This window comes from Alphaproteobacteria bacterium (genome assembly GCA_019695395.1).
Classification (GTDB): domain Bacteria; phylum Pseudomonadota; class Alphaproteobacteria; order JAEUKQ01; family JAIBAD01; genus JAIBAD01.
In genome coordinates this window covers 1-23,200 of the sequence record JAIBAD010000028.1, presented here as the reverse complement: position 1 = coordinate 23,200, position 23,200 = coordinate 1, and the positions used below count along the sequence as shown (strand labels likewise).

The 23,200-nt window shown below is 34.7% G+C and carries 24 protein-coding genes; 4 read left to right on the top strand and 20 right to left on the bottom strand.

The features are described from left to right. On the bottom strand, nucleotides 1–808 hold an 808-nt coding region (locus K1X44_06120), incomplete at its 3' end, for a hypothetical protein (GenBank protein MBX7146866.1). Between the two features lie 250 nt (nucleotides 809–1,058). Beyond that, nucleotides 1,059–2,864, bottom strand: coding sequence for a signal peptide peptidase SppA (gene sppA, locus K1X44_06115; protein MBX7146865.1), 1,806 nt, complete (start codon nucleotides 2,862–2,864; stop codon nucleotides 1,059–1,061). Between the two features lie 73 nt (nucleotides 2,865–2,937). Here sppA and K1X44_06110 point away from each other — a divergent pair, with 73 nt between their 5' ends. Then, nucleotides 2,938–4,263, top strand: a complete 1,326-nt coding sequence (locus K1X44_06110) for a methyltransferase (protein MBX7146864.1) — start codon at nucleotides 2,938–2,940, stop codon at nucleotides 4,261–4,263. Here the strand turns inward: K1X44_06110 and aroC are convergent. The 6 genes from aroC to K1X44_06080 form a co-directional block, all read right to left on the bottom strand. Next, a complete protein-coding gene (aroC, locus tag K1X44_06105; protein MBX7146863.1) occupies nucleotides 4,260–5,363 on the bottom strand; it encodes a chorismate synthase in 1,104 nt (367 codons plus the stop codon). The two genes, K1X44_06110 and aroC, sit on opposite strands and share 4 nt — an antisense overlap. 14 nt (nucleotides 5,364–5,377) lie before the next feature. Next, entirely contained in the window at nucleotides 5,378–6,220 is an 843-nt protein-coding gene (gene fabI / locus K1X44_06100) for an enoyl-ACP reductase FabI (protein MBX7146862.1), read from the bottom strand. A 100-nt stretch (nucleotides 6,221–6,320) separates the two neighbouring features. Beyond that, complete coding sequence (locus tag K1X44_06095) at nucleotides 6,321–7,277, bottom strand: threonylcarbamoyl-AMP synthase (GenBank protein MBX7146861.1); 957 nt, start codon at nucleotides 7,275–7,277, stop codon at nucleotides 6,321–6,323. After that, nucleotides 7,274–8,059, bottom strand: coding sequence for a 3'(2'),5'-bisphosphate nucleotidase CysQ (gene cysQ / locus K1X44_06090; protein ID MBX7146860.1), 786 nt, complete (start codon nucleotides 8,057–8,059; stop codon nucleotides 7,274–7,276). The genes K1X44_06095 and cysQ overlap by 4 nt, the downstream gene beginning before the upstream one ends. 9 nt (nucleotides 8,060–8,068) lie before the next feature. Beyond that, on the bottom strand, nucleotides 8,069–8,611 hold the full coding sequence (locus K1X44_06085; protein ID MBX7146859.1) for a carboxymuconolactone decarboxylase family protein: 543 nt from the start codon (nucleotides 8,609–8,611) through the stop codon (nucleotides 8,069–8,071). Between the two features lie 67 nt (nucleotides 8,612–8,678). Next, complete coding sequence (locus tag K1X44_06080; protein ID MBX7146858.1) at nucleotides 8,679–9,218, bottom strand: peroxiredoxin; 540 nt, start codon at nucleotides 9,216–9,218, stop codon at nucleotides 8,679–8,681. A 168-nt stretch (nucleotides 9,219–9,386) separates the two neighbouring features. Between K1X44_06080 and K1X44_06075 the strand changes: the two genes are divergently transcribed. Continuing rightward, a complete protein-coding gene (locus K1X44_06075) occupies nucleotides 9,387–10,049 on the top strand; it encodes a class I SAM-dependent methyltransferase (protein ID MBX7146857.1) in 663 nt (220 codons plus the stop codon). Between the two features lie 3 nt (nucleotides 10,050–10,052). Here the strand turns inward: K1X44_06075 and K1X44_06070 are convergent, their stop codons facing one another. The 3 genes from K1X44_06070 to K1X44_06060 all read right to left on the bottom strand — a co-directional run bounded on the left by K1X44_06070 (nucleotide 10,053) and on the right by K1X44_06060 (nucleotide 11,785). Further along, on the bottom strand, nucleotides 10,053–10,418 hold the full coding sequence (locus K1X44_06070) for a carboxymuconolactone decarboxylase family protein (protein MBX7146856.1): 366 nt from the start codon (nucleotides 10,416–10,418) through the stop codon (nucleotides 10,053–10,055). 33 nt (nucleotides 10,419–10,451) lie between these two features. Continuing rightward, a complete protein-coding gene (locus K1X44_06065) occupies nucleotides 10,452–10,952 on the bottom strand; it encodes a hypothetical protein (protein ID MBX7146855.1) in 501 nt (166 codons plus the stop codon). Between the two features lie 308 nt (nucleotides 10,953–11,260). Beyond that, the gene (locus K1X44_06060) at nucleotides 11,261–11,785 is read right to left on the bottom strand and encodes a hypothetical protein (GenBank protein ID MBX7146854.1); all 525 of its coding nucleotides are present in this window, start codon (nucleotides 11,783–11,785) and stop codon (nucleotides 11,261–11,263) included. Nucleotides 11,786–11,942: 157 nt separating this feature from the next. Here K1X44_06060 and pdxH point away from each other — a divergent pair, with 157 nt between their 5' ends. Both pdxH and K1X44_06050 read left to right on the top strand, forming a co-directional pair. After that, entirely contained in the window at nucleotides 11,943–12,548 is a 606-nt protein-coding gene (gene pdxH / locus K1X44_06055) for a pyridoxamine 5'-phosphate oxidase (GenBank protein ID MBX7146853.1), read from the top strand. A 24-nt stretch (nucleotides 12,549–12,572) separates the two neighbouring features. Then, a complete protein-coding gene (locus K1X44_06050) occupies nucleotides 12,573–13,481 on the top strand; it encodes a cation diffusion facilitator family transporter (GenBank protein MBX7146852.1) in 909 nt (302 codons plus the stop codon). Here K1X44_06050 and rodA read toward each other — a convergent pair. From rodA to hflK, 9 genes are all read right to left on the bottom strand, one after another. Continuing rightward, a complete protein-coding gene (gene rodA, locus K1X44_06045; protein ID MBX7146851.1) occupies nucleotides 13,476–14,651 on the bottom strand; it encodes a rod shape-determining protein RodA in 1,176 nt (391 codons plus the stop codon). The two genes, K1X44_06050 and rodA, sit on opposite strands and share 6 nt — an antisense overlap. 3 nt (nucleotides 14,652–14,654) lie before the next feature. After that, the gene (mrdA, locus tag K1X44_06040) at nucleotides 14,655–16,514 is read right to left on the bottom strand and encodes a penicillin-binding protein 2 (GenBank protein MBX7146850.1); all 1,860 of its coding nucleotides are present in this window, start codon (nucleotides 16,512–16,514) and stop codon (nucleotides 14,655–14,657) included. A gap of 7 nt (nucleotides 16,515–16,521) precedes the next feature. Next, a complete protein-coding gene (gene mreD / locus K1X44_06035) occupies nucleotides 16,522–17,049 on the bottom strand; it encodes a rod shape-determining protein MreD (protein MBX7146849.1) in 528 nt (175 codons plus the stop codon). 2 nt (nucleotides 17,050–17,051) lie between these two features. Further along, nucleotides 17,052–17,948, bottom strand: a complete 897-nt coding sequence (gene mreC, locus K1X44_06030) for a rod shape-determining protein MreC (protein MBX7146848.1) — start codon at nucleotides 17,946–17,948, stop codon at nucleotides 17,052–17,054. Nucleotides 17,949–17,983: 35 nt separating this feature from the next. After that, nucleotides 17,984–19,024, bottom strand: coding sequence for a rod shape-determining protein (locus tag K1X44_06025; GenBank protein ID MBX7146847.1), 1,041 nt, complete (start codon nucleotides 19,022–19,024; stop codon nucleotides 17,984–17,986). Between the two features lie 213 nt (nucleotides 19,025–19,237). Beyond that, nucleotides 19,238–20,191 (bottom strand): tRNA (adenosine(37)-N6)-dimethylallyltransferase MiaA, encoded by a 954-nt coding sequence (miaA, locus tag K1X44_06020; GenBank protein MBX7146846.1) that lies wholly within the window; start codon nucleotides 20,189–20,191, stop codon nucleotides 19,238–19,240. 56 nt (nucleotides 20,192–20,247) lie between these two features. Beyond that, the gene (locus tag K1X44_06015; GenBank protein ID MBX7146845.1) at nucleotides 20,248–21,702 is read right to left on the bottom strand and encodes a DegQ family serine endoprotease; all 1,455 of its coding nucleotides are present in this window, start codon (nucleotides 21,700–21,702) and stop codon (nucleotides 20,248–20,250) included. A gap of 7 nt (nucleotides 21,703–21,709) precedes the next feature. Then, on the bottom strand, nucleotides 21,710–22,591 hold the full coding sequence (locus K1X44_06010; protein ID MBX7146844.1) for a protease modulator HflC: 882 nt from the start codon (nucleotides 22,589–22,591) through the stop codon (nucleotides 21,710–21,712). Continuing rightward, on the bottom strand, nucleotides 22,588–23,200 hold a 613-nt coding region (hflK, locus tag K1X44_06005), incomplete at its 5' end, for an FtsH protease activity modulator HflK (protein ID MBX7146843.1). The genes hflK and K1X44_06010, both read right to left, overlap by 4 nt.

The window sequence follows — 23,200 nt, the reverse complement described above, 5'->3', positions numbered from 1 at the left end:
AAGCAGGTGCCGCAACAGGAGCTGGGGCAGCTTCAGCAACAGCTGGTTGTGCTGGGCTAAATACTGGAGCTGGTCCACTTGGAGCTGGTGCCGATGGAGATGGGGCAGGCCCAGCAACTTCTGGTTTTTCTAATTTTGGAGCAGGGCTTTGTCCTGGTAATCCTGCCATGCCACCATTTAAACCAGATGGGTTATCTAATAAAGTCAATAATTTATCAAGAGCTGGTATAGAACCATTAAATTCAAAAGATACATTCATGGTGCTACCATTAACAGGAATATTGATATACATTCTTCCATCAATACCATTATCAATAATATAGCTTTTAGCAATTACTTCGCCATTACCACCTAGTGTATCTCCAGAAGGTGTGCCATATTTTTTAGCATAATCAATTAAAGCTTTACCTCTGTCGCTATCCATCGTAAAGGATCCATAAGCATTTCCTGTTGTTGTTTTACCTGTATCTACTTTATAAAATTCAATCTTACCGCTCCCATCATTATATGCACGGATAGTAACAGGTAAATTTACAGTTGTTCTTTTTGATGTGAAAATATCTCTATATACAATGGTGTCAACAAAACTGGCCATAGCTTGGTTACTGGATAATGTATTTAGATTTAGATTATTTAAGCTTTTATTCATACCATTTAAAGTAGCATTACCTAATACATCTTCAGCACAGCGGCCGGCCGATTGGTCAAAACCTTTTTCGCAATATAAAATTTCTGCAGATAATGAACCCATCGATAAAAGGCCGGCTGCTAATATTGTGCTTAAAGCTAGTTTTTTACTATTATTCATGATTATTCTCCTATTTCTATTTTTCCGTTATTAGTTTTTATCATTTGTTTATTTATTATGTTTATTACCATATCCCATATTTATTAATTTATGGTTAAAGCCATACAATATTTTGGAAAAAAAATTGAAAATTTATTTTTTTCATTATCCTATTATTTTTTCAAGGATTTCTCATAAAAAATAAAAATCCCCTTTATTTCTAAAGGGGATAAATAGCTTAATTGTTAAAAATGTATTAATTTGTTTAAGCTTAATTTGGGGTATTTTTAATAGTTATAGGATGCATAAGTAATTTAGAATTTGTTGCATTCGTATCTAATATACTTAAAATTTTATCTAAAAATTGTAAACTTTTTAACCATTGTATGTGCTCAAGACTTATATTCTCTTTAAGAAGTGATAGAAAACTATCAAAAGGATCTGTTTTAGGAAATTCAACGAGTTGAATTTCGTCTTCTTCTGATAATTCTAATTCTTGTTTGGTTACATTCAAGGCTTTAGTAAATCCCCCAAGTTCATCAACAAGGCCATTTTCTTTTGCATCTATTCCTGTCCACACGCGTCCTCCTGCAATTTGACGTACTTGGTCTATAGGTAAATCACGCCCTTCTGCAACCTTTTCTAAAAAATCATTATAAAATGCATCAAGGCTATTTTGTAATTTATCCCATCCTGTTTTATCATAGCCAAGGTTAGTGCTATTAATATGAGCATTCTTTCCACTTTGAATGCTGTCCCAATTAATACCTAATTTATCCCATAAATTTTTTGTGACAAATTTTCCTCCATAAATCCCAATTGACCCAGTAATTGTAAATGGGGAAGCCACAATTAAGGACGCAGGGGCAGAAATAAAATAACCACCTGATGCAGCAAAATTACCCATGGATACAATCACAGGTTTACCTTGATCTTCGGCTAATTTAATTTGGCGCCAAATAGTATCGGATGCTGTATATGATCCGCCAGGGCTATCGACACGAAAAATAATTGCTTTAATGCTTTCATCTTCGATAGCTTCTTGAAATGCGTTCACAATGGTACCAGATGACATGGAATGACCATTAAATGGACTATCCGTGTTATTATCCAAAACGATTTCACCTAATCCATATATTACAGCAACCGAAGGTGCATCATCTGACGGATCTGGAAGATTTTTGCTATAGTCTTTTATGGTAATTATTTCCCATTCAGCTTCAGGTGATGACGTCATTTCCTTTGTTTTGGCTAATGCCTCATCAAAATAATACAAATGATCAATTAATTTTAGTTTGACCGCTTCTAGGCCTAAATAAGGACTATCATCAATATATTTTATTGTAGTTTCTAAATTAAACCCACGTTCTTTGGCAATATCTTCTGCAATTTGGTGAAGAATAGAATCTGTTAGATTTTGCATATTGCTTTGGACAGATTTGCTCATAGACGTTTGGGTAAACATTTCAACCGCACCTTTATAATTTTCCCGTCTAGCCATTTGGGCTTCGATGCCTAATTTATCTAAAAGATTTTTGGCATAAGGTGATTCAAGTCGTAATCCCATTAATTCAACGGTGCCTGAAGGTTGCATGAAAATGGTTTCAAAAGCAGATGCCAAATAATATTGGAAAGTGCCATTACTTTCTTCGCCAAAACTTTCTGTAAAGGCAACAGTAGGTTTACCACTTTTGCGAAATTCAAGCACAGCATCACGAATTTCTTGGATTTCAGCAAGACCCATATCTAATTGACCAATATGTATAATTAATCCACCTATGTTGGAATCTTTTGCAGCCATGTTTAAAGTGGGTGCAATTAATTTGATATCTAAAGCTTCTTCATCCCATGTAAAACCGTAATCTGTACTTTTTTCTGTTATGCCATTGTTAAGATTAAGTTCGAGCAACATATGATCAGATAAGGTGGTCTCGCTTTTTATTTCCGTATTAATAAAATAATCAATTTCAGAGGATGCATAAAAAATTGCCGCCCCTATAATAAGTAGGACAAAAAATCCAACGGTGGCACATAAAAAGAAAAAACTTTTAACAAGAAATTTAAAAAAAGATTTCATACATATGGTTCCTTAAATTACAAAGATCAATTATGATCGATCATAAAAAATAACTTTTATCGAAACAAGCTTTATGGTTAACAAATCAAAACAAAAATCACAATCATCTTTTGACCCAAAAAAAGATCAAATACGTCATCAATTAGTCATTTCAGATTTAGGAGTAAAAGGAGATGGAATAAGCCATTGGAGGGAACAAACAGTTTTTTTACCTTATACTTTGCCTGGAGAAATAGTTGAAGCATCGCTTATAGACCAAGAGAAAGGACAGTTTCGGGGATATGATATTAATATAAATAAAATTTCTACGGAACGTATACGTCCCGTTTGCCAACATTTTATGGAGTGTGGGGGATGTACGGCCCAACACATGCATCAAAATTTGTATCAACAATGGAAAATGAATACGCTTAAATCAATATTGGATAAATATTCATTTAAAACAAATATTTTACCTTTATCTCGCGTTCCACAAAAACAAAGGCGCCGTGCGCAATTAAAAATTTTTAAAAATAATACAGAAACTAAATTGGGATTTCATGATTTGGCTAGTCATAAATTAACCGATTTACAAGCTTGTTTTGTTTTACATCCAAATATTACAGATTTATTTGAACCTTTACGTACACTTATTAAACATATTCCCCAATCTAATTTTAAAGCAAGAATTGACTGTACAGTCACAGATACAGGATTGGATTTATTTATAGAAACACATATACCTCTTGATTTATCAAGTCGCTCTTTGCTTATGGATTTTGCACTTGCTCATAATATTATTCGCCTATGTTATGGGGCGTCAAAAAAAATATTTGATCTTATTATTCAAACCCAGAAACCAGAAATAATATTTGATCCAATTCATATACCTTTTATGCCAAATATTTTTTTACAACCAACAAAATTTGGTGAAAAGAAAATTATAGAAATAATTTTTAATGGAATAGGCAAATCAAAAAAGATATTAGATTTATTTGCAGGATGTGGTCCTTTTAGTTTTGCCTTATCGAATAAAAAATTAACAGTTCATGCCTATGAAGGAGAAAAAAATTCTGTCGAGGCTGCTTTACATGCTATCAAGCATTATAATTTACAAAATAAACTTTCATTTCGTCAAAGGGATCTATTTCTTGAACCTTTAACTGGAAATGAATTAAAAGAATTTGATTGTGCTATTTTTAATCCGCCAAGGGCAGGGGCTTTAAAACAGGCTATAACCTTAGCTAAATCTAATATCCCTTTGATTATTGGTGTTTCATGTAACCCTGCAACTTTTGTCCGGGATGCTGAAATTTTAAGGGAAGGTGGATACATACTTCAAGAAATACATCCGATTGATCAATTTTTGTGGTCGCATCATTTAGAACTTGTTGCGATTTTTTCTAAAAATAAATATTAAATTCCTGATTTGGTAATTTTTCCATTTTGCCCTAAATGAAGGAGTAAATGATCTGCTAACACGATAGCTATCATAGCTTCGCCAACAGGAACAGCCCGAATTCCAAGACATGGGTCATGTCTTCCTTTATTTGTGAGAGTTATATTTTCATTGTTTTGATTAATACTATGAATATGTTTTAAAATAGAACTGGTTGGTTTAAGCGCAAAGCGCACAATAATATCTTGGCCTGTTGAAATGCCCCCCAGAATACCACCTGCATGATTGGATAAAAATTTTATGTGTGGATGATCATAAGATATTTCATCAATATATTCTTCACCCTTCGATGTTACACATGAAAAACCATCCCCAATTTCAATACCTTTAACAGCATTAATTCCCATAAAAGCTGTTGCAAGATCTGCATCCAGCTTTCCATAAATGGGGCACCCAAGGCCAGCTGGAACTTGGCGTGCAGTAATTTCAACCATCGCCCCAATAGACGATCCTTCCTTACGTATAGCATCCAAATACTTTGCCCAAATTTCAACCATCGTTGAATCAGGGCACCAAAAAGGATTTTGATTAATTTCATTCCAATTCCAATTAGCACGATTAATTGAATGCACACCAATTTGGATTAATGCCCCTTGGATAATAATATCGTGACCTAAAATATGGTGGATAATTTTTCGAGCAACTGCACCTGCGGCAACACGGCATGCTGTTTCCCTGGCTGAACTGCGTCCTCCGCCACGATGGTCACGTAGTCCATATTTTACATGATAGGTATAATCCGCATGACCAGGACGAAATTGGTCTTTTAAATAATCATAGTCTTTGGGTTTTTGATCTTTGTTTTTAATTAAAAGACTAATGGGTGTGCCTGTGGTATGCCCATCAAAGACACCTGAAAGTATTTCTACTTTATCTTCTTCTTGGCGTTGGGATGTAAAACGTGATTGCCCTGGTTTGCGTTGATCTAACCAATATTGAATATCACTTTCGTTTAAGGATATTTTAGATGGACATCCATCTATGACGCACCCAATGGCTGGACCATGGCTTTCACCCCAACTTGTAAAACGAAAAAGACGACCAAATTGATTAAAGGACATTATAATTATATGTCTTATGAAGATTTTGGATTAAATCCTTGAAGTAATTCTGAAACTTCTTGGGCAGATTCTGTTCTGACCATCCCAACCACGTGATACCCACAATCAACATGGTGAATTTCACCTGTAACGCCATTCGATAGATCGCTTAATAAATAAAGACCAGAATTCCCAACTTGCTCTAATGTAACATTTTTATGAAGAGGTGCGTTAAGCTCATTCCATTTTAAAATATACCGAAAATCACCAATGCCAGATGCTGCTAATGTTTTAATAGGCCCCGCTGAAATTGCATTGACCCTAATATTTTGATCACCTAAATCCGCAGCTAAATATTTGACACTTGTCTCTAAGGCTGCTTTAGCAACCCCCATGACATTATAATGGGGCATTACTTTTTCAGCGCCATAATAGGAAAGTGTTAATAAACTTCCGCCATGAGGCATAAGCTTGGTTGCTTTTTTACATATTGTGGTAAAAGAAAAACATGATACATCAAGCGTTTGTAAGAAATTTTTACGTGATGTATGGACATATTTGCCTTTTAATTCTTCTTTATCAGAAAAGGCAATCGCATGGACAACAAAATCCAAATTATCCCATTCTTTTTCCAAAATATTAAAAACATTTTCAATGCTTTGATCATCGGTTACATCGCATGGTAAAATAAGTTTGGATTTCACACTTTCAGCCAAAGGTGTAACACGTTTTTGCAAAATTTCCCCTTGGTATGTGAAGGCTAAATCTGCCCCTTCTTTAGCTGTGGCTTGGGCAATACCCCATGCAATGGATTTATCATTAGCAACCCCCATAATAAGTCCGCGCTTACCAGCCATAAGCCCTTTTGCTTCGACCATTTTTGCCTCTTGTTATCTAATATAATTAATTATTTTATCTAGCTATACAGAAAAATAGGGTTTGGTCAAATACCAATCTTATTTGCTAGATTATTGGGAATTATGATCTGGCTGCAGCTCTACGTAATCTATCGTTAATTGCCATTCCTAAACCATTTTCTGGAATAGGCATAACGGCAATAGAGGTTACTTTATCAGATTGATCTAAATCTCTTAACATAGAAAATAAATTTATGGCTGCTTCTTCAAGATTGCCATCGAGACTTAAATTTTTTATGACATTGGTTTTACAAGGAATAGGGGAACCAAAAGCCAATAATGCTTCATTGTCGTAAACTTCTGTAACATTAAGTCTAAGGGGAAGATCAGGGGCATAATGTTGGGATAGCATACCAGGGGCACGTATATCTTTAGATGCATTTTCTAAAATATTAATGTGGGATTTTAATTGTTCCAATGTAATAGCACCTGGTCTTAATAACACAGGAATATCCTGGGTTAAATTTATAATAGTTGATTCAATACCAACTTCGCAGTTGCCCCCATCAATGATAATATCAATTTTGTTGGAAAGCGCTTGACTAACATGGGCTGCTGTCGTGGGGCTAACTTTACCTGAAAGATTTGCACTTGGGGCAACAATGGGTTTATCAAAAGCAATCAATAAATTTTGAGCAGTAGGGTTTCTTGGAATACGAATAGCAATGGTATCAAGCCCTGCACAGGCAAGTGAAGAAATAGAACAATTTTTTTGACGATTTAAAACCAAGGTTAATGGTCCAGGCCAAAAATATCTGGCAAGCTCAAGGGCCTGATCATTAAATACAGCAAGATCACGCGCTTGATCAACTTCGGCAACATGGGTAATTAAGGGATTAAAATGGGGCCGGTTTTTTATGGCAAAGATTTTTGACACAGCCTGTTCATTTGTTGCATCAGCACCAAGGCCATAAACTGTTTCTGTTGGAAAAGCAACAAGTTCGCCTTGATTTAATAAATTCACAGATTGATAAAGGGTGCTCCAATTAGGGGGATAAATTTTATGTATATTCGTCATAGTATTTTTTGATTATGTCCCCATGCTACAAAAAATGGATTAATAAAGCCATTTTTACCATACATTAATGGCTGGTTGTTAACTTGACGCACACTCCCACCTGCTGCTTCCAAAATAGCTTGTCCTGCTGCTGTATCCCATTCCATTGTATGTCCAAAGCGTGGATATAAATCTGCTTTTCCTTCGGCCAACAAACAAAATTTTAATGAACTTGATACGGGATTTCGCTCCAGAATTGTATATTTCTCTAAAAAAGATTTTGCATGCTCGGGCATCTTATTAGATCTACTGGTGACTATAGTTAAACCTGCTTTGTCAGGTGTTCGGGCAGCTATAGCATTTTTGATTCCATTATTGGAACGCCATGCCCCCAAATTTTCACCCCCCCAAAATGTGGTATTATTACATGGGACATGAATGACCCCAAAAATGGGTTTATGATCACGTATAAGCGCAATATTAACAGTAAATTCTGGATTTTTTTTGATAAATTGCCTAGTGCCATCTAGGGGATCTATAAGCCAAAATTGACGATCATTTTTTTCTAAATAGGGGGATGAAAGATGATCAAATATTTCTTCAGATATAGCTGGGATATCAGGTGTTAATTTTCGTAATCCTGACAAAATAAATTCATCAGCTTCTTTATCCGCTGGGGTGACGGGACTTGTATCGGGTTTTTCTTCAACCACAACAAAATCTTTATTATAATAAGTCATTATGATATCACCTGCATGACAGGCAAGATCAATAATTTGTGGTAATAAATCAGGTAAAATCACGTCTTCTTATTAACTTTCGTTTTTAAGAATGGCTTCACTTTCAAGAACATTAGCAACAGCATGAATAACAGCAGCTATTCGAATGCAGTTTTGTATAGCTTCAGGTGCAATACCTGATGTACGTAAAACATTTTCATGTGAATCCATACACATACCACATCCATTAATAGCTGATACGGCTAAAGACCATAATTCAAAATCTGTCTTTTCAACATTTGGTTTTGCCAATACATTCATTCTTAATCTTGCTGGTAATGTTTTATAATCGGGTGATGAAACAAGATGAACAAATCTATAATAAATATTATTCATAGACATAATTGTTGCTGCGGCTTTAACAGCTTCAAGAGCCGTTTCTGATAGAAATGATGAAAAAATTTTAAAAATCATTTCAATTGTTTGAGAATTTCTAGACGCCAAAGCGCAAGCAATAAAAGTCCCAGCTTTTTGTTGATCGGTCAGGGTTGTATCATCAGCTAGATTTGAAAGATTAAGACGTATATCTTTCGCATAATCTGGTAAAAGCTCTTTTAATTCTTCAATTGATGTCATGATATATTCCCAAGAGAAGCAAGGACATTAATTATAAATTTAATGTCCTTGTTTAAAATAATAAATATTAGGCTGTTTTAAGAACAGGTTGGCCTTTTTCCCAATTACATGGGCAAAGTTCATCAGTTTGTAAGGCATCAAGAACACGTAAAACTTCATCAGGATTACGACCCACACTTAAATCATTAACAGATACAAAACGAATAATATGATCTGGATCCAAAATAAATGTAGCTCTTAAAGCAACGCCACCTTCTTTATGTAAAATACCAAGTTGCTGGCAAAGTTCACGTTTAACATCAGCTAACATAGGAAAAGGAAGATCTTTTAAATCTTGGTGATTTTGACGCCAAGCAAGATGAACATATTCGCTATCAATACTGACCCCATAAACAACAGCATCACGTTCTTTAAATTTGCTGTTTAATTTACCAAAAGCTGCAATTTCTGTTGGGCAAACAAAGGTAAAATCAAGAGGCCAGAAAAAAACAATTTTCCATTTACCATTATCTGATTTTTCGGAAATATCGGTAAAAGCTTTTTTAGGATCAGTTGAAATAACAGCTTTTAAATTAAAATTGGGAAATTTATCCCCGATAGTTAGCATAATGTTCTCTCCTCAATAATTTAGTTTATATATTACAGTATTATATAGAGTGCTTTAACCAAGCATTCTAGAGGTAAAATAAAAAAATCTTTTTTGTCTTGTATTTTAATGAAAACTTCTAAAATATTTTTATATTATGCCCTTAGTATAACATAAAGGTTTTATCTTATGTCAACGAAAACGATTTCTTTAACTGAAAATGTATATCAATATATCTTGAAACATGGCTTAAGAGAAGAACCTGTTCTTCAAGAACTTAGAATTGAAACAGCAAAATTGCCCTCAGCCATGATGCAGATATCACCCGAACAGGGGCAATTTATTAAATTACTTATTCAAATAATCGCCCCCCGTTTAATTATCGAGATTGGTACTTTTACAGGATATAGTTCAACATGTATGTGCCTTTCTCTTCCAAGTGATGGAAAATTAATCGCTTGTGATATTAGTGAAGAATATACAAATATGGCTAAACGTTATTGGCAAAAGGCTGGTCTTTTAAAAAAAATTGATTTGAAAATTGGACCTGCACTTTCTTCTCTGGATCAATTTTTAAAAGAAGGTATGCCAAACAAAGTTGATTTTATTTTTATTGATGCAGATAAAGCTAATTATATCAATTATTATGAACGTGGCCTTTCATTACTAAGACCAGGTGGTTTAATGGCAATTGATAATGTTTTATGGGGTGGGTTAGTTGCGGATCCATCTGTCAATGATAAAGATACAATGATTATACGTGAATTGAATAATCTTATTCACCAAGATAAACGTGTTGATTTAAGCCTTTTGCCCCTGGGTGATGGATTAACGTTGGTTCGAAAACGCTAAAATTTAATTTTGGGCTAAAACTTCTTTCAATGTTCCCAAAACTTCAACAGTACTTGGAAAACCTGCATAGGCTGATAAGAATATAATTAATTCAATGATCTCATCTTTTGTCCATCCTACATTTAACATTCCCTTAAGGTGGGCTTTGATTGGTAATCCTGTTTGACCTCGTCCGATCATACAAGCAACTGCGGCTAATTCACGGTTTTTATCAGAAAAATTTTTACGTGCATATAGGTCTCCGTAAACAAAATCAACAATATATTTTGCAAAATCTGGGGATATAGATTCAAAATGTTCAATAATTTTTGTGGATCTATCCCCCAAAATATCTTGGATGCGTTGCTTTCCAATTTTTTCTTTAGTCATGTATATTTCCTGTAAAGTTTTATAAATTTCATACTACGCAGTTTCTGTATGGTAAGGATGATGTGGATCAAAAATAGAATAGATGAAAGAATTTTTGTCATTTTGATCTAATGCATTCTGATGGTCTAGAGTTGGTATTAAATCTGGTGGTATGAATGTTGAAATTTTAGGTTGTTTTTTAATTGATCCAAATTTTTCTGGATTAAATTTACTAGCTGCCCATTTGTAGGTTGAAAGAACCATTTTTGTATAGGTTAGTTTTTGTGAAGGTTTTAAAGATGTATTTTCATCATGAAGATTTGAATCTTTCACCTTTTTGACAAGATCTAGCATATCATCTACTAATAAATCAGCCTGGAGTGCGCGAGCCTTTTTGTACATGTCATAAAACTCTTTTTCTTTCAAAAGCCAACATGCTAATTGATCAAAGGATATAGGATTCCCATCGTCATCACAAAGGGTACGAAGATTTTCACCTTGGATAATTCTAAGACAATATTTTAAAGCTAGGTCAGGATTATAATTTAATGACATAAGTATATCCTTATAAAAATAGTTAATAAAAACTTCAAATAGGATTATTATAGGTAAATTCCTATCATATTTTTTAGTTTATGTCAAGTAAAAAATAATATATTATTTTTAATAGGTATATACTTATTTAAAAAATATACATTAAGGTAAGTCTTTTAATAAAAACTATCATATTTCGTCACATAGGAAAATTAAGTTCAAAAAACTGTTAAAACAAAATTTTATTTATAAACAAAATCCCCTCAAATTGAGGGGATTTTGTTTTCTCAAAAATATTAATTCTTTAAATTAATATTGTTGCTTTTAATTTAACTATTAACAACACGCCATGTACCATTTGCTTGTCGGCATGCAGTACCGGTAGCTTTTTGAGGGCGTCCATCAATGGTTACAGTTGTTTCATAATCGCGACACCATGTTCCGTTATTTTGTTGATAGGTACGTGTAGGGGTGGTTGACCCATTGTGATTTGTATTGGGATTGGACCAACTTGATCCTTGGCCATCCCTGTTATATTCAAGGGCAGAAGCTGCACTGCGTTGAGCTTCAAGTTGGTCAGCACGGTCTAGGGATGACCCAATTTCATTACCTAACCATGCACCAACAAGGGCTAAACCTGCAGTGGCTGCAAGATTTCCGGTACTGCCTCTTTTTCCAATTTCTGATCCAGCCCAACCACCAAGGGCAGCGCCACCAATTGTTCCAACGGTTTCTTTAGTGCCCCATCCTGATGTACCCGATGTACGACCACCAGACGAATTACTATTTGTACAGGATGTCAAAGATAAAGATAGCGCCGTAATTAGGATAAATTTAATTTGATTGTTATACATCTGATTACCTTTCTCGTATACATTGTATATCAAATTTAGCAGGAATTCATATCTCTATTATAGATGAATAAATAATTTATCTATATATATTTTTAAGAATTGATAATTTAATTTTATCATATTGTTTTTAGAAAAAAAATAAACGATTATAAAAATTATGTCAGATTCTTCAAATTTGAATAATCAAATTGATAACCCATTTCAATTATTTCAAGAATGGTATGATTTAGCCTGCCAAAAAGAAATTAATGATCCAAATGCTATGTCCTTGGCAACGGTATCTGACCAAGGTTATCCATCATTGCGGATAGTTTTATTAAAAGATTTTTCTGATCAAGGATTTGTGTTTTATACCAATCTGCATAGTAGAAAAGCCGAGGAAATAAAACATAATGATAAGGTTGCTTTGTGTTTTCATTGGAAATCATTAGTGCGATCAATTAGAATTGAAGGGCAAGCAAGGAATGTAAGTGGGGATGAAGCTGATCATTATTTTGCTACACGTCCACGGGAAAGTCAAATAGGGGCTTGGGCATCACATCAATCACACTCTATGTTTGATTATTCAGATTTAATAAAAAAAGTAGAGAGTTTTAAAGAAAAATTTGGGGATGGTTTAATTCCGCGACCAGAGTTTTGGTCAGGATATAGGATCATTCCTCATCGTATTGAATTTTGGCAAAATCAACCTTTTCGACTTCATAAAAGAGTAGTTTTTATTAAAGAAGAAAATCAATGGTCACATCATTATCTTTATCCCTAATTGTCATTATCTTATAGTTATCAAATGGCTAGTTCTGTCAATTCTTTGGAGTATCAACTACTTTTAACCCGAGCTGCTTATGCTTCTATTTTTGCGGCAGCTTCATTAATTGTTATTAAAATTGGTGCATTTTTGATAACGGATTCTGTTAGTATTTTTGCATCTCTTGTGGATTCTTTATTAGATATAGCAGCATCATTGATTAATTTTTTTGCTATTCGTCATGCTGTTGCACCAGCGGATCATGAACATCGTTTTGGTCATGGAAAATTAGAAGCTATGGCAGCTCTTGCCCAATCAGCTTTTATTGCAGGATCTGCTTTATTTCTTTTTATAGAAGTGGGACGACGATTTATTTATCCGCGACAATTAGATAATGTGCCCATAGGTGTTGCGGTGATGATTGTGTCTATTGTGGTGACAGGGGGACTAGTTGTTTACCAAAGATATATAATTCAAAAAACAAAATCGCTAGCCATTAGTGTTGATTCTATCCATTATTTAGGAGATTTATTAAGTAATGGTAGTGTTATTGTAGCTTTACTCCTAACTCAATTATGGCAATTTCCTTCTATAGATCCTATCTTTGGAGCAGCTATAGCTTTTTACATTTTGGGTACATCTTGGTTTATTAGTAAAAAAGCCTTTGATATGTTAATGGATCGTGAATTACCAGATGCAGAGCGGGAAAAAATTTTAAAAATAATTTATGAACATGCTTCGGTACGTAATGTTCATGATTTGAAAACCCGTACAGCAGGACAAATTATTTTTATTCAATTTCATTTGGAATTAGATGGCAATATATCTTTATTAACTGCGCATCTTATTACGGATCAGGTAGAAGCAAAATTATTAGAAAAATATCCGTCAGCCGATATAACTATTCACCAGGATCCTGCTGGGGTTGAAAATATTCAGTCTTTATTATAATTCATCATTATTGGATCCACGGCGTCCAATAGGGGTATTACGATGAATATAAACCGATAACATTAATCCAAATCCTACAAGTACAGTCATCATCGCTGTACCACCATAAGATACTAAGGGTAAAGGCACACCGACAACAGGAATTAATCCCATAACCATGGCTGTATTAATAAAGACATATAAGAAAATATTAACTGTTAATCCCATACATAAAACGCGTCCAAAATGGTTTCGGCACTGTGTTGCTATATGATGACCAATAAAAATTAATGCACCAAACAATACAATAACTGTTACTCCACCAATTAATCCAAATTCTTCGGCGAGCATGGTGAAAATAAAATCTGTATGCCGTTCAGGTAAAAAATCAAGATGGCTTTGTGTTCCTTGAAGATAACCCTTACCAAATAACCCTCCAGACCCAATAGCAATTTTTGACTGAATGATGTGATATCCTGTACCTAATGGATTACTTTCAGGGTCAAGAAATGTTAAAATACGATCTTTTTGATACCCATGAAATAAGACATTCCAAAATATTGTTATTAAAATAAGCCCAACAGCACCTGCTGAAATAAAAATCCACATGGGAATACCAACTGCAAATAATAAAAATACACCGCTTAAAGCGAGCATTCCTGCTGTTCCCATATCAGGTTGTTTTTCTATAAGAAAGGTTGGAATTAATATTAAAATACCTGGTAAAATTAATGTAATAATAAGACGGATAGGTCTATTCATATTATCAAAATTATATCCATGAAAATATTTTGCGAGTGCGAGGATTAAAGCAATTTTCATAATTTCAGAAGGTTGCAATTGAAAAGATCCAATATCAATCCAACGTCGTGCGCCTTTGGCTTCTTCCCCAATAAATAGGACAGCAACCAATAGAATAAGGGCAAGAATATAGAAACTATAGGCATGTTTTAAAAGAAGCCGCAAATCAATTAAAGCAATGCCAAGCATAATTAATAAACCAATACCAAAACGTATAATCTGTTTATTTGCCCATGGTTCAAAAGAACCCCCGCTTGCTGAGTAAAGCATCACAATACCAATACTAGTGATAGCAATAATTGTAAAAATTAATCCCCAATGTAAATTTCGTAATTTTTCACGAATACCTTGGGGGGTAGCATTAACAGTTAAAGAGGGGATAACAGGCATATCTTATGAACTTTTCACAGCTAACCCGTGGATAGAGTCGCGGGTTTGGGCTTCAATTAATATATCACGGCAAATTGGGGCAGCAATTGCGGAACCACCACCGCCATGTTCAACCACAATAGCTGCTGCATATTGTGGGTTGTGAACTGGTGCATATCCTATGAAAAGGGCATGATCACGTCTTTCCCAAGGTAAATCCTCGTTTTTAGTAACACCCGCCGCACGTTCTGTCATGGTAATACGTCGAACTTGAGCCGTTCCTGTTTTGCCTGCCATTTCCATGCCAGGAATAGTTATTCTTGAACGGTATGCTGTACCACCTTGGACATTGGTTACTTGGTTCATACCTTCAAGCACGACTTTTGTGAAATTTGGATTGATGTCCATTTTTAGTGCTGGGGTTAGATTACGTGGATCTTCAGCCACTGTATTACGGCGAATAATATTTGGTTTAATGGCATATCCACCATTACACATGCGTGCTGTCATAATAGCTAATTGTAAGGGTGTTGTTGTAATAAAACCTTGTCCAATACCTGCAACTAAATTTTCACCAGGTTGCCATGCTTCTTTAAGGACAGATTTTTTCCAAGCACGATCGGGAATAAGTCCAGATTTTTCACCGGGAAGTTCAATTCCAAGTTTTGATCCTAACCCAAATTTTCTTGCTGTTGCCGCAATCGCATCAATACCAATTTGTTTAGCCATCTCATAAAAATATAGGTCACAGGAATTCATCAATCCTCCGACCATATTGAGAGTGCCATGTCCACCTCTTTTCCAACAATGAAAAAGAACGCGCCCCATAGATGTTTGCCCCCCGCAAAATACAGTTTTATTTGAACTAATTCCCATTTCCATTGCAGCCATAGCCACAATTATTTTGAATGTTGATCCAGGGGCATATTGTCCAGCAATAGCTTTATTAATTAAAGGCCTGTACATATTGCTATAAAGCTCTTTCCATTCTTTTGATGAAATACCTTTGCTAAAGGTGATTGGATCAAAAGTTGGGGTAGAACCAAGCGCAAGAATATCACCTGTGTGCACATCTAAAACGACAGCTGATGCACTTTCTTCGGCCGCTAAACGTTGTTGGGTATATTCTTGTAATTTAGCATCCAAAGTTACAATAACATCATGACCTGTTTGACCTTCTTCCCTAGATAATTCTCTAATGACACGGCCATGGGCATTTATTTCGCGTTCACTTTTACCCGCACTACCTCTAAGTTGGGGGTCAAGCTGTTTTTCAAGACCGCTTTTACCAATACGAAAATCTGGGATAGAAACCAAGGGATCGGTATCGCGTTCTTTTTCTTCCTTAGAGACAGGACCCACATATCCCAAAATATGTGCTGTTGCACCCCCATAAAAATATTTACGTATTTGACCTGTTTCAATACGAAAGGCGGGAAGATCAAATGAATTAACCTCAATTTTTGCAACTTGTTCCCAATCAAGATTTTCTTTCACTAAAACTGGGGCAAAACCTTTTCTTTGATTGCCAATAATATTTTTGATACGGTCACGTTCAGTTGGTGTCAAAACAACAATATTTTTTATACTATCAAGTAGATTTTCAACATTCCCATCTTTATTATCGACAACATAAAGGTGAAAACTTTGTTCATTATTAGCAAGAGGTATACCAAAACGATCTAAAATTTTGCCTCTCATAGGGACAAGCGGTTGAATATCAATGCGATTTTCGTCTGCAATTAATTCAAATCTTTTAGCTTGAATAACTTGAAGATAATACATACGTCCAGCTAAAAATGAGAGTAGCAAAGCTTTTCCACCGAGTAATAACGATGTACGTCTGGAAAAAATTTTAACTCTATTTTGGTCTTGTAAAATCATATGTTATTTAATGTTCAATATTTAAATAATTTTTTAACTTTTCTAAAAAGAAAACAATAATGGGATATAAAACCACACCAATCATATAATAAATTAGAGGAGAAGAAAAGCTTAACATATGTTTATTTAATAAAGAAACAAGTCCCCAATTTAAAATATTTACCAAACTGCTCATAATAGCAAAGCTAATCCAGTCGACTAAAAAATCCGATCCAATAAAAATTCGTCGTTTAATTTCAATTAAAAAATAAAGAAGCAATAATCCCAAAGCACCAACCCCAATGGGGGCATAGCCCAAAATATCTGCTAAAATTCCTAGTAAAAATATACCAAAAGGTTTTAATGAATTGGGTTGATGGGTTGACCAGAAAAAAATATTAATAGTTAAAAAAACTGCCCCAAGATTAGGAAGAGCAACAGATTTTAAAGGAAGTGCGCCAAGAATTAAAAATAAAAAACCTAATAAGATAGGTGTCGTTGACCCAATAAAACGTTCAATATTTTTATGAAAAATATGATTTTGAAATAGGGACATTATTACGGTGTTGAGTTTTTTTGAGGAGGAAGTTCATTCAAACCAGGTATATTGTAACGAATAAGTCTTAAATATTCTAATCGATCTAAATCCACAAAAGGCTGAACAAGGGCCCCAGAACCCACAAGCTGTGTGACAATACCTATTTGCATACCGGGAAGAAAAACCCCTCCGTCTCCTGAGGTTACAATCCTGTCCCCAATTTGAGGAAAACTATCGGGTTGTATATAAATAATTTTAGGCAAATCCGAATTATCACCCACCAAAATAGCTTTTTCTCTTGTGCGTTCATTAATTACAGGGATTCTTGAACTTGAATCTGTAATCAAGACAACCCTGGATGTGTGGCTACTGACCTCTAAGACGCGCCCTGCTAGACCATCACCTGTGAGCGCAATTTGACCTTTGCTAATATTTTGTTGTTCACCAATATTTACCAACACATTATGGGAAAAAGATCCTGTATAATTTCCAATGACCCGACCTGTCGCAAAAGAAATAGCAGGTTCAGCAGGCATATGTGTTAAATTTCTAAGAGATGTATTTTCTGCTTCGAGCTGTCTTGCCACAGCTTGCCATTGTAATAATTGGGCTTGTTCGGCGCGCAGTCTTGTAACTTCTTGACGTAAATTGCCAATTTCTTGAATGGTCAAAACAAAATCTTCAATAGTTCTTATAGGGTAAAGAAGTACAGTAAAAACAGGGGCAAGTGTTGCATCAACGGATATTTTCATCCGTTCGATTAAAATGTTATCATTTTTACCAAGAAGCATGAGAATGATAGATGCAATAACCATAAAAGCAAAAATAAAACGCTGAATAACTTGCGTAAAAGGGGAAATATAACTGCCCCTTAAGCGTCGTATTTTTCTTTTTGGTGCTATTATGTCTTGAGCCAAATTAATCTCACTGCATCAAAGTTGGCGGTGGTATTTTAATACATATTAATAAGTACAGAACGGAAGTTCACCATATCTTCAAGGCAGCGACCTGTGCCTAATGCAACGCATGATAAAGGATCATCGGCAATTGAAACAGGTAACCCAGTTGAATGGCGTAATACAAAGTCTAAATTAGCTAAAAGAGCACCCCCACCTGTCATAATAATACCCCGATCGACGATATCTGATGAAAGTTCAGGTGCAGTATTTTCTAAAATCGTTTTAACGGCTTCAATAATAGCAGCAACAGGTTCTGCCAAACTTTCTGCAATTTGACGTTCTGAGATAACCATTTCTCTTGGGACACCATTCATTAAATCACGTCCCCTAATTGGCATGACACGCCCATCACCATCTTCGGGAAGACAGGCAGAGCCGATTTGTTTTTTAATCCGTTCAGCCGTTGTTTCCCCAATAAGTAAATTGTGATGACGGCGAATGTATGAAGTAATTGCTTCATCCATTTTATCCCCACCAACCCTAGCCGAGCGGGATGAAAAAATACCACCCATCGATAAAACAGCAACCTCAGTTGTGCCCCCACCAATATCAACCACCATAGATCCCGTAGGTTCTGTTACGGGTAATCCTGCACCAATAGCTGCTGCCATAGGTTCTTCAATAAGCCAAACTTTTCTGGCACCAGCACTTTCTGCTGAATCTTGAATGGCACGCTTTTCAACAGCGGTTGAGCCTGAGGGAACGCAAACAATAACTTGGGGATTGGCAAAAGCTCTACTGTTATGGACTTTCCGGATAAAATGTTTAATCATTTCTTCGGCGACTTCGAAATCAGCAATAACACCATCACGTAAAGGACGAATAGCTAAAATATTTCCAGGTGTTCGACCTAACATCATTTTTGCTTCATCACCCACAGCTAAAACATGTCTTCGTCCGCGATGTTCTGTAACCGCAACAACAGAAGGTTCATTAAGGACTATACCGCGTCCTTTTACATAGACTAGTGTGTTGGCAGTACCAAGGTCGATGGCTAGATCGGCAGATAATAAACTTAACAACTTAGAAAACATGTTTACTCACATCTAATTTATTGTCATTGGTGAATGGAAGATTAGACTATTTAATCCTTTATGAACATTAAAAATACGTATATTATTAAAATAATTCTTTTTAATCCAGAGTTTAATTTATTGTTTATAATATAGAGAATGAATAAATGGCAAATAAACTTTTGGAGTTTCTTCGCCTTAATATTCTTATTGAACCTGGAATAAGTGCCTAGTTCAAAAATTTTTAAAAAAATCTCTTTGAAGCATATTAAAATAGCTTCGATCTTTAATATCTCTTTCTAAAAAGAAAGCATTTTTAAGTTGATGCCTGAACCATGTATATTGCCGTTTAATATAATTTCTCGTTCTTTGTGATGCTTTTAGAATAGCATCTTCAAATGATATAGAATGGTGTAAATAAGTGATGAGTTCTTTTAAGCCTAAGGTTTTCATAAGAGGATGCTCATAATTGATGTTAAGATTATCTATCGCTTTAGCTTCTTCTAGGCCACCATTTTCAATCATAAAACGTAGCCGTTGTTCTGAAAATTTATATAAAACTGCCCTTTCAGGGAGAAGACAAAAAATTTTAAAAGAATATTTTAAAGATGAATTCTTATAGGAATGCCATGTCAAAATTGATTGATTGGTTGCTTTTATCACCATCAAAGCTCTCATAATTCGGTAAGAATCATTTGCATGAATTTGATATGAGGCTTCAGGATCAAGAGTTTGAAGTTCATGATAAAGATGATTAAGCCCAAATTGCTGATAGTTTTCTAAAATGCTTTCTTGAATATGGTGGGGAATTTTAGGAATAGGGGCAAGCCCTTCAATTAATGCTTTAATATAAAATCCTGTTCCTCCCACGAGAATAGGTTGGAATTTTTGTTGAAATGCCTTATCAATTGTGTTCAAAGCTTTTTCGCACCATTGGCCTGCTGAACAAATTTCTGGATAGGCAATTATTCCATAAAGTTTATGGGGAATCTGATTAGTCATTGTCAGATCAGGTCTTGCTGTTAAAACCTTTAAATCTTTATAGATTTGTAAACTATCTGCATTAATAATAAGACCATTAAGATTTTGGGCAATGTCAAAAGCTAGTTTAGTTTTACCACTTGCCGTGGGTCCTGTAATAATAATGACAGTATTAGCGGGGGATTTTCTATCAGACGTTATTGGCATAAATTAATCTATAAATTAAAATCATAAATTCGCTCAAAGATAACGAATACATGATTTTATAATTTAAAGGCAACCCATCTATAATCACCTTGACGTACAATTAATAAAGTAATGACTTTATAGCTATTATTTTTTGCTTCATCAATTTGGGTTGAAACATCTGTAACTTTGGTGACAGGTTTTTGGTTAATTTCTAAAATCACATCACCAGCTAGTAAACCTTTTTCTTGGGCTTCACTTTTATCTTTTATTTTGCTGATCAGAATACCAGATAATTGATCGTTAATATTATAACGCTTTCTTAAGTCACTATTAAGCTCAGCAATTGATATGCCTAATATATCAATGGGTGTCTCTAATATATTAGAGAGTGTTGTGTTAATTTTGCTAGCTGTTTCTTTTGTTTCGATCAATTCTTTAATAACGACAACAAGATTTTTTTCCTGTCCGTTGCGCCAAATAAGAAAATTACTTTTTTGATTAATAGGTGCATCTGCTATATAGCGTGATAATTCTCTCGTTTCATTAATTGGATTATTGTTAAATTTTAAAATAATATCACCTTCTTCTAATCCACCTTCTGATGCAGGTCCATTGTCAAAAATTTTAGAAATAAAAACGCCAGTATTTTTGTTAAACTTTAATTCTTTAGCCAACTCTTGGGTTAAAGGTTGGACATTAGCACCTAACCAACCACGTTGAACTTGGCCATATTTTTTTAATTGATTAATAATATTTTGGGCAAGTAATGAAGGAATAGCAAATCCTATACCAACGCTTCCACCAGAAGGTGATACGATAGCCGTATTAATACCTATTACTTCCCCCTGCATATTAAACATTGGGCCACCTGAATTACCACGATTAATAGCAGCATCAGTTTGAATGTAGTCGTCATAAGGACCACTATCAATATCACGTTGTCTGGCAGAAATGATACCGGTTGTTACAGACCCACCCAATCCAAAAGGATTACCAATAGCTAAAATCCAACTTCCAATACGTGCTTGATCAGAATTTCCCCAAGATACAAAAGGAAGAGGGGTATCTGTATCAATTTTTAAAAGAGCCAAATCCGTTTTTTCATCAATACCTATTATTTTAGCTGGTATTAAGCGATTATCATAAAGCCGTATGGTAATTTTTTCAGCTTCGGCAATAACATGATTATTGGTTACAATATAACCTTCAGGATCAATAATAAATCCAGAACCTAAGGCATTTACTTGTTTTTCTGCTTCATTTTGATTGTTATTATTGAAAAGATCTTTAAGAAAATCGTTGGGATTGCTTAGATCATTTTCATCATTTTTTTGGGTATGTTGTGTTGTAGAAATATTAACGACACTAGGTAATAATTTTTCAGATAAATCTGCAAATTCTGTTACAGGTTGGGCAAAGCTGGAAGATAAAAATAGAATTTGAACCCATAAAAAACAACCACTTAAAAAAAGAGATCTAGCTAGAATAAAATAAATTATTAAAGTCCGAAATGAATAAAATTTTTTCATAAAATTATTATTTTGGTGAAGATAAAACACCTGATTGTTTTAAAAAATAACGAAAAAAATCACCGTCAGCTGATCCTATATAGCTGGTTGTTTCATGAGGTAAAGCTTCGGTTAAAGCTTGCATAGATCGGAAAAAATCAAAAAAAACAGGATCCCGACTATATGCTTCATTATATATGGATGTAGCTTTAGCATCACCTTGACCTTTAAGAATAGTTGCTTGCTTTATAGCATCAGCTACCATAACAACTTCTTGTTTATCGGCCTCCGCGCGTAATGTGACAGCTTCTTTTTCACCCTCAGCACGAAAACGTCTTGCTTCTTGTTCCCGTTGTGTTTGCATTCTGCGGAAAATAGCTTGGCTGTTTTCTTCGGGTAAATCAAATCTTTTGATACGAACATCAACAACTTTGATACCAAAATTTTGAACCTCTTCATTTACTTCTTTAATAATCTTGCTCATTAATTCGGCCCGATTACCAGTTAAAATGGTATCCATTTCAATACCGCTCAAGGTATTACGAATATTTGCATTCACAATAGGTCCTAATCGTTGCTGGGCACGATCAGCATTTTGCATTGTTTGAAAAAATTTCAATGGATCAATAATTTTATATTTAGCAAAAGATTCAACAATAACTTGCTTTTGATCTAAGGTAGGCGCTTCATTGGGTAAAGCATCTAAATTTAAAATTCTTTTATCAAGGTAAACAACATCTTGAACGAGCGGGATTTTAAAATGTAGACCAGCTTCTGCAATTCTTATAGGTTTACCTAATTCTAGAACTAACGCTTGTTCGTATTGATTAACAATAAAAGCGCTTAAATATATACTCAATAAACCAAGACCAAGGGTTATAAGAACAAAACGTTTAAAAGAGCTTATCATGGATTAGCACCTTCATTATTAGGGGAAGGATAAGGAGAAACCACAACCGTGCTTTTTTGCATTGGTTTTAAAAGTTCATTCACTGATAAATAAGGCAAAGGGTTATTGGTATTAGAGCCAACTAATACTTTGTTCATATCTTTCATAATTTTTTCCATGGATTCAAGATATATACGGCGTGTTGTAATATTTTTTGCCATAGCATATTGATCATAAATTGCAATAAATCGTTGGGCTTCACCATTAGCAAGAGAAATTTTTTCTTCTTTATAAGCTTCAGCTTCTTTAATTTTTTGCTGTACTTTCCCCTCAGCCCTTTGAGTTATTTGATTATAATAGGCTTGGGCTTCATTAACTGTACGTTCTTTATCAGCTCTGGCTGCTTGCACGTCACGAAATGCTGCTAACACAGGTTGGGGTGGGTCAACTTTTTGCATTTGTAAATTGGTTATAAAAATACCAGTTTGGTAAGTATCAAGGATAGATTGGATCATATCACGGGCAGTTGATTGAATTTCTCCTCTACCTTGCGTACGAGAAAGTTCAAAGGTACTGCTGCCAATAATTTCTCGCATAACAGTTTCGGCAACACTCTTAACACTTAATCCA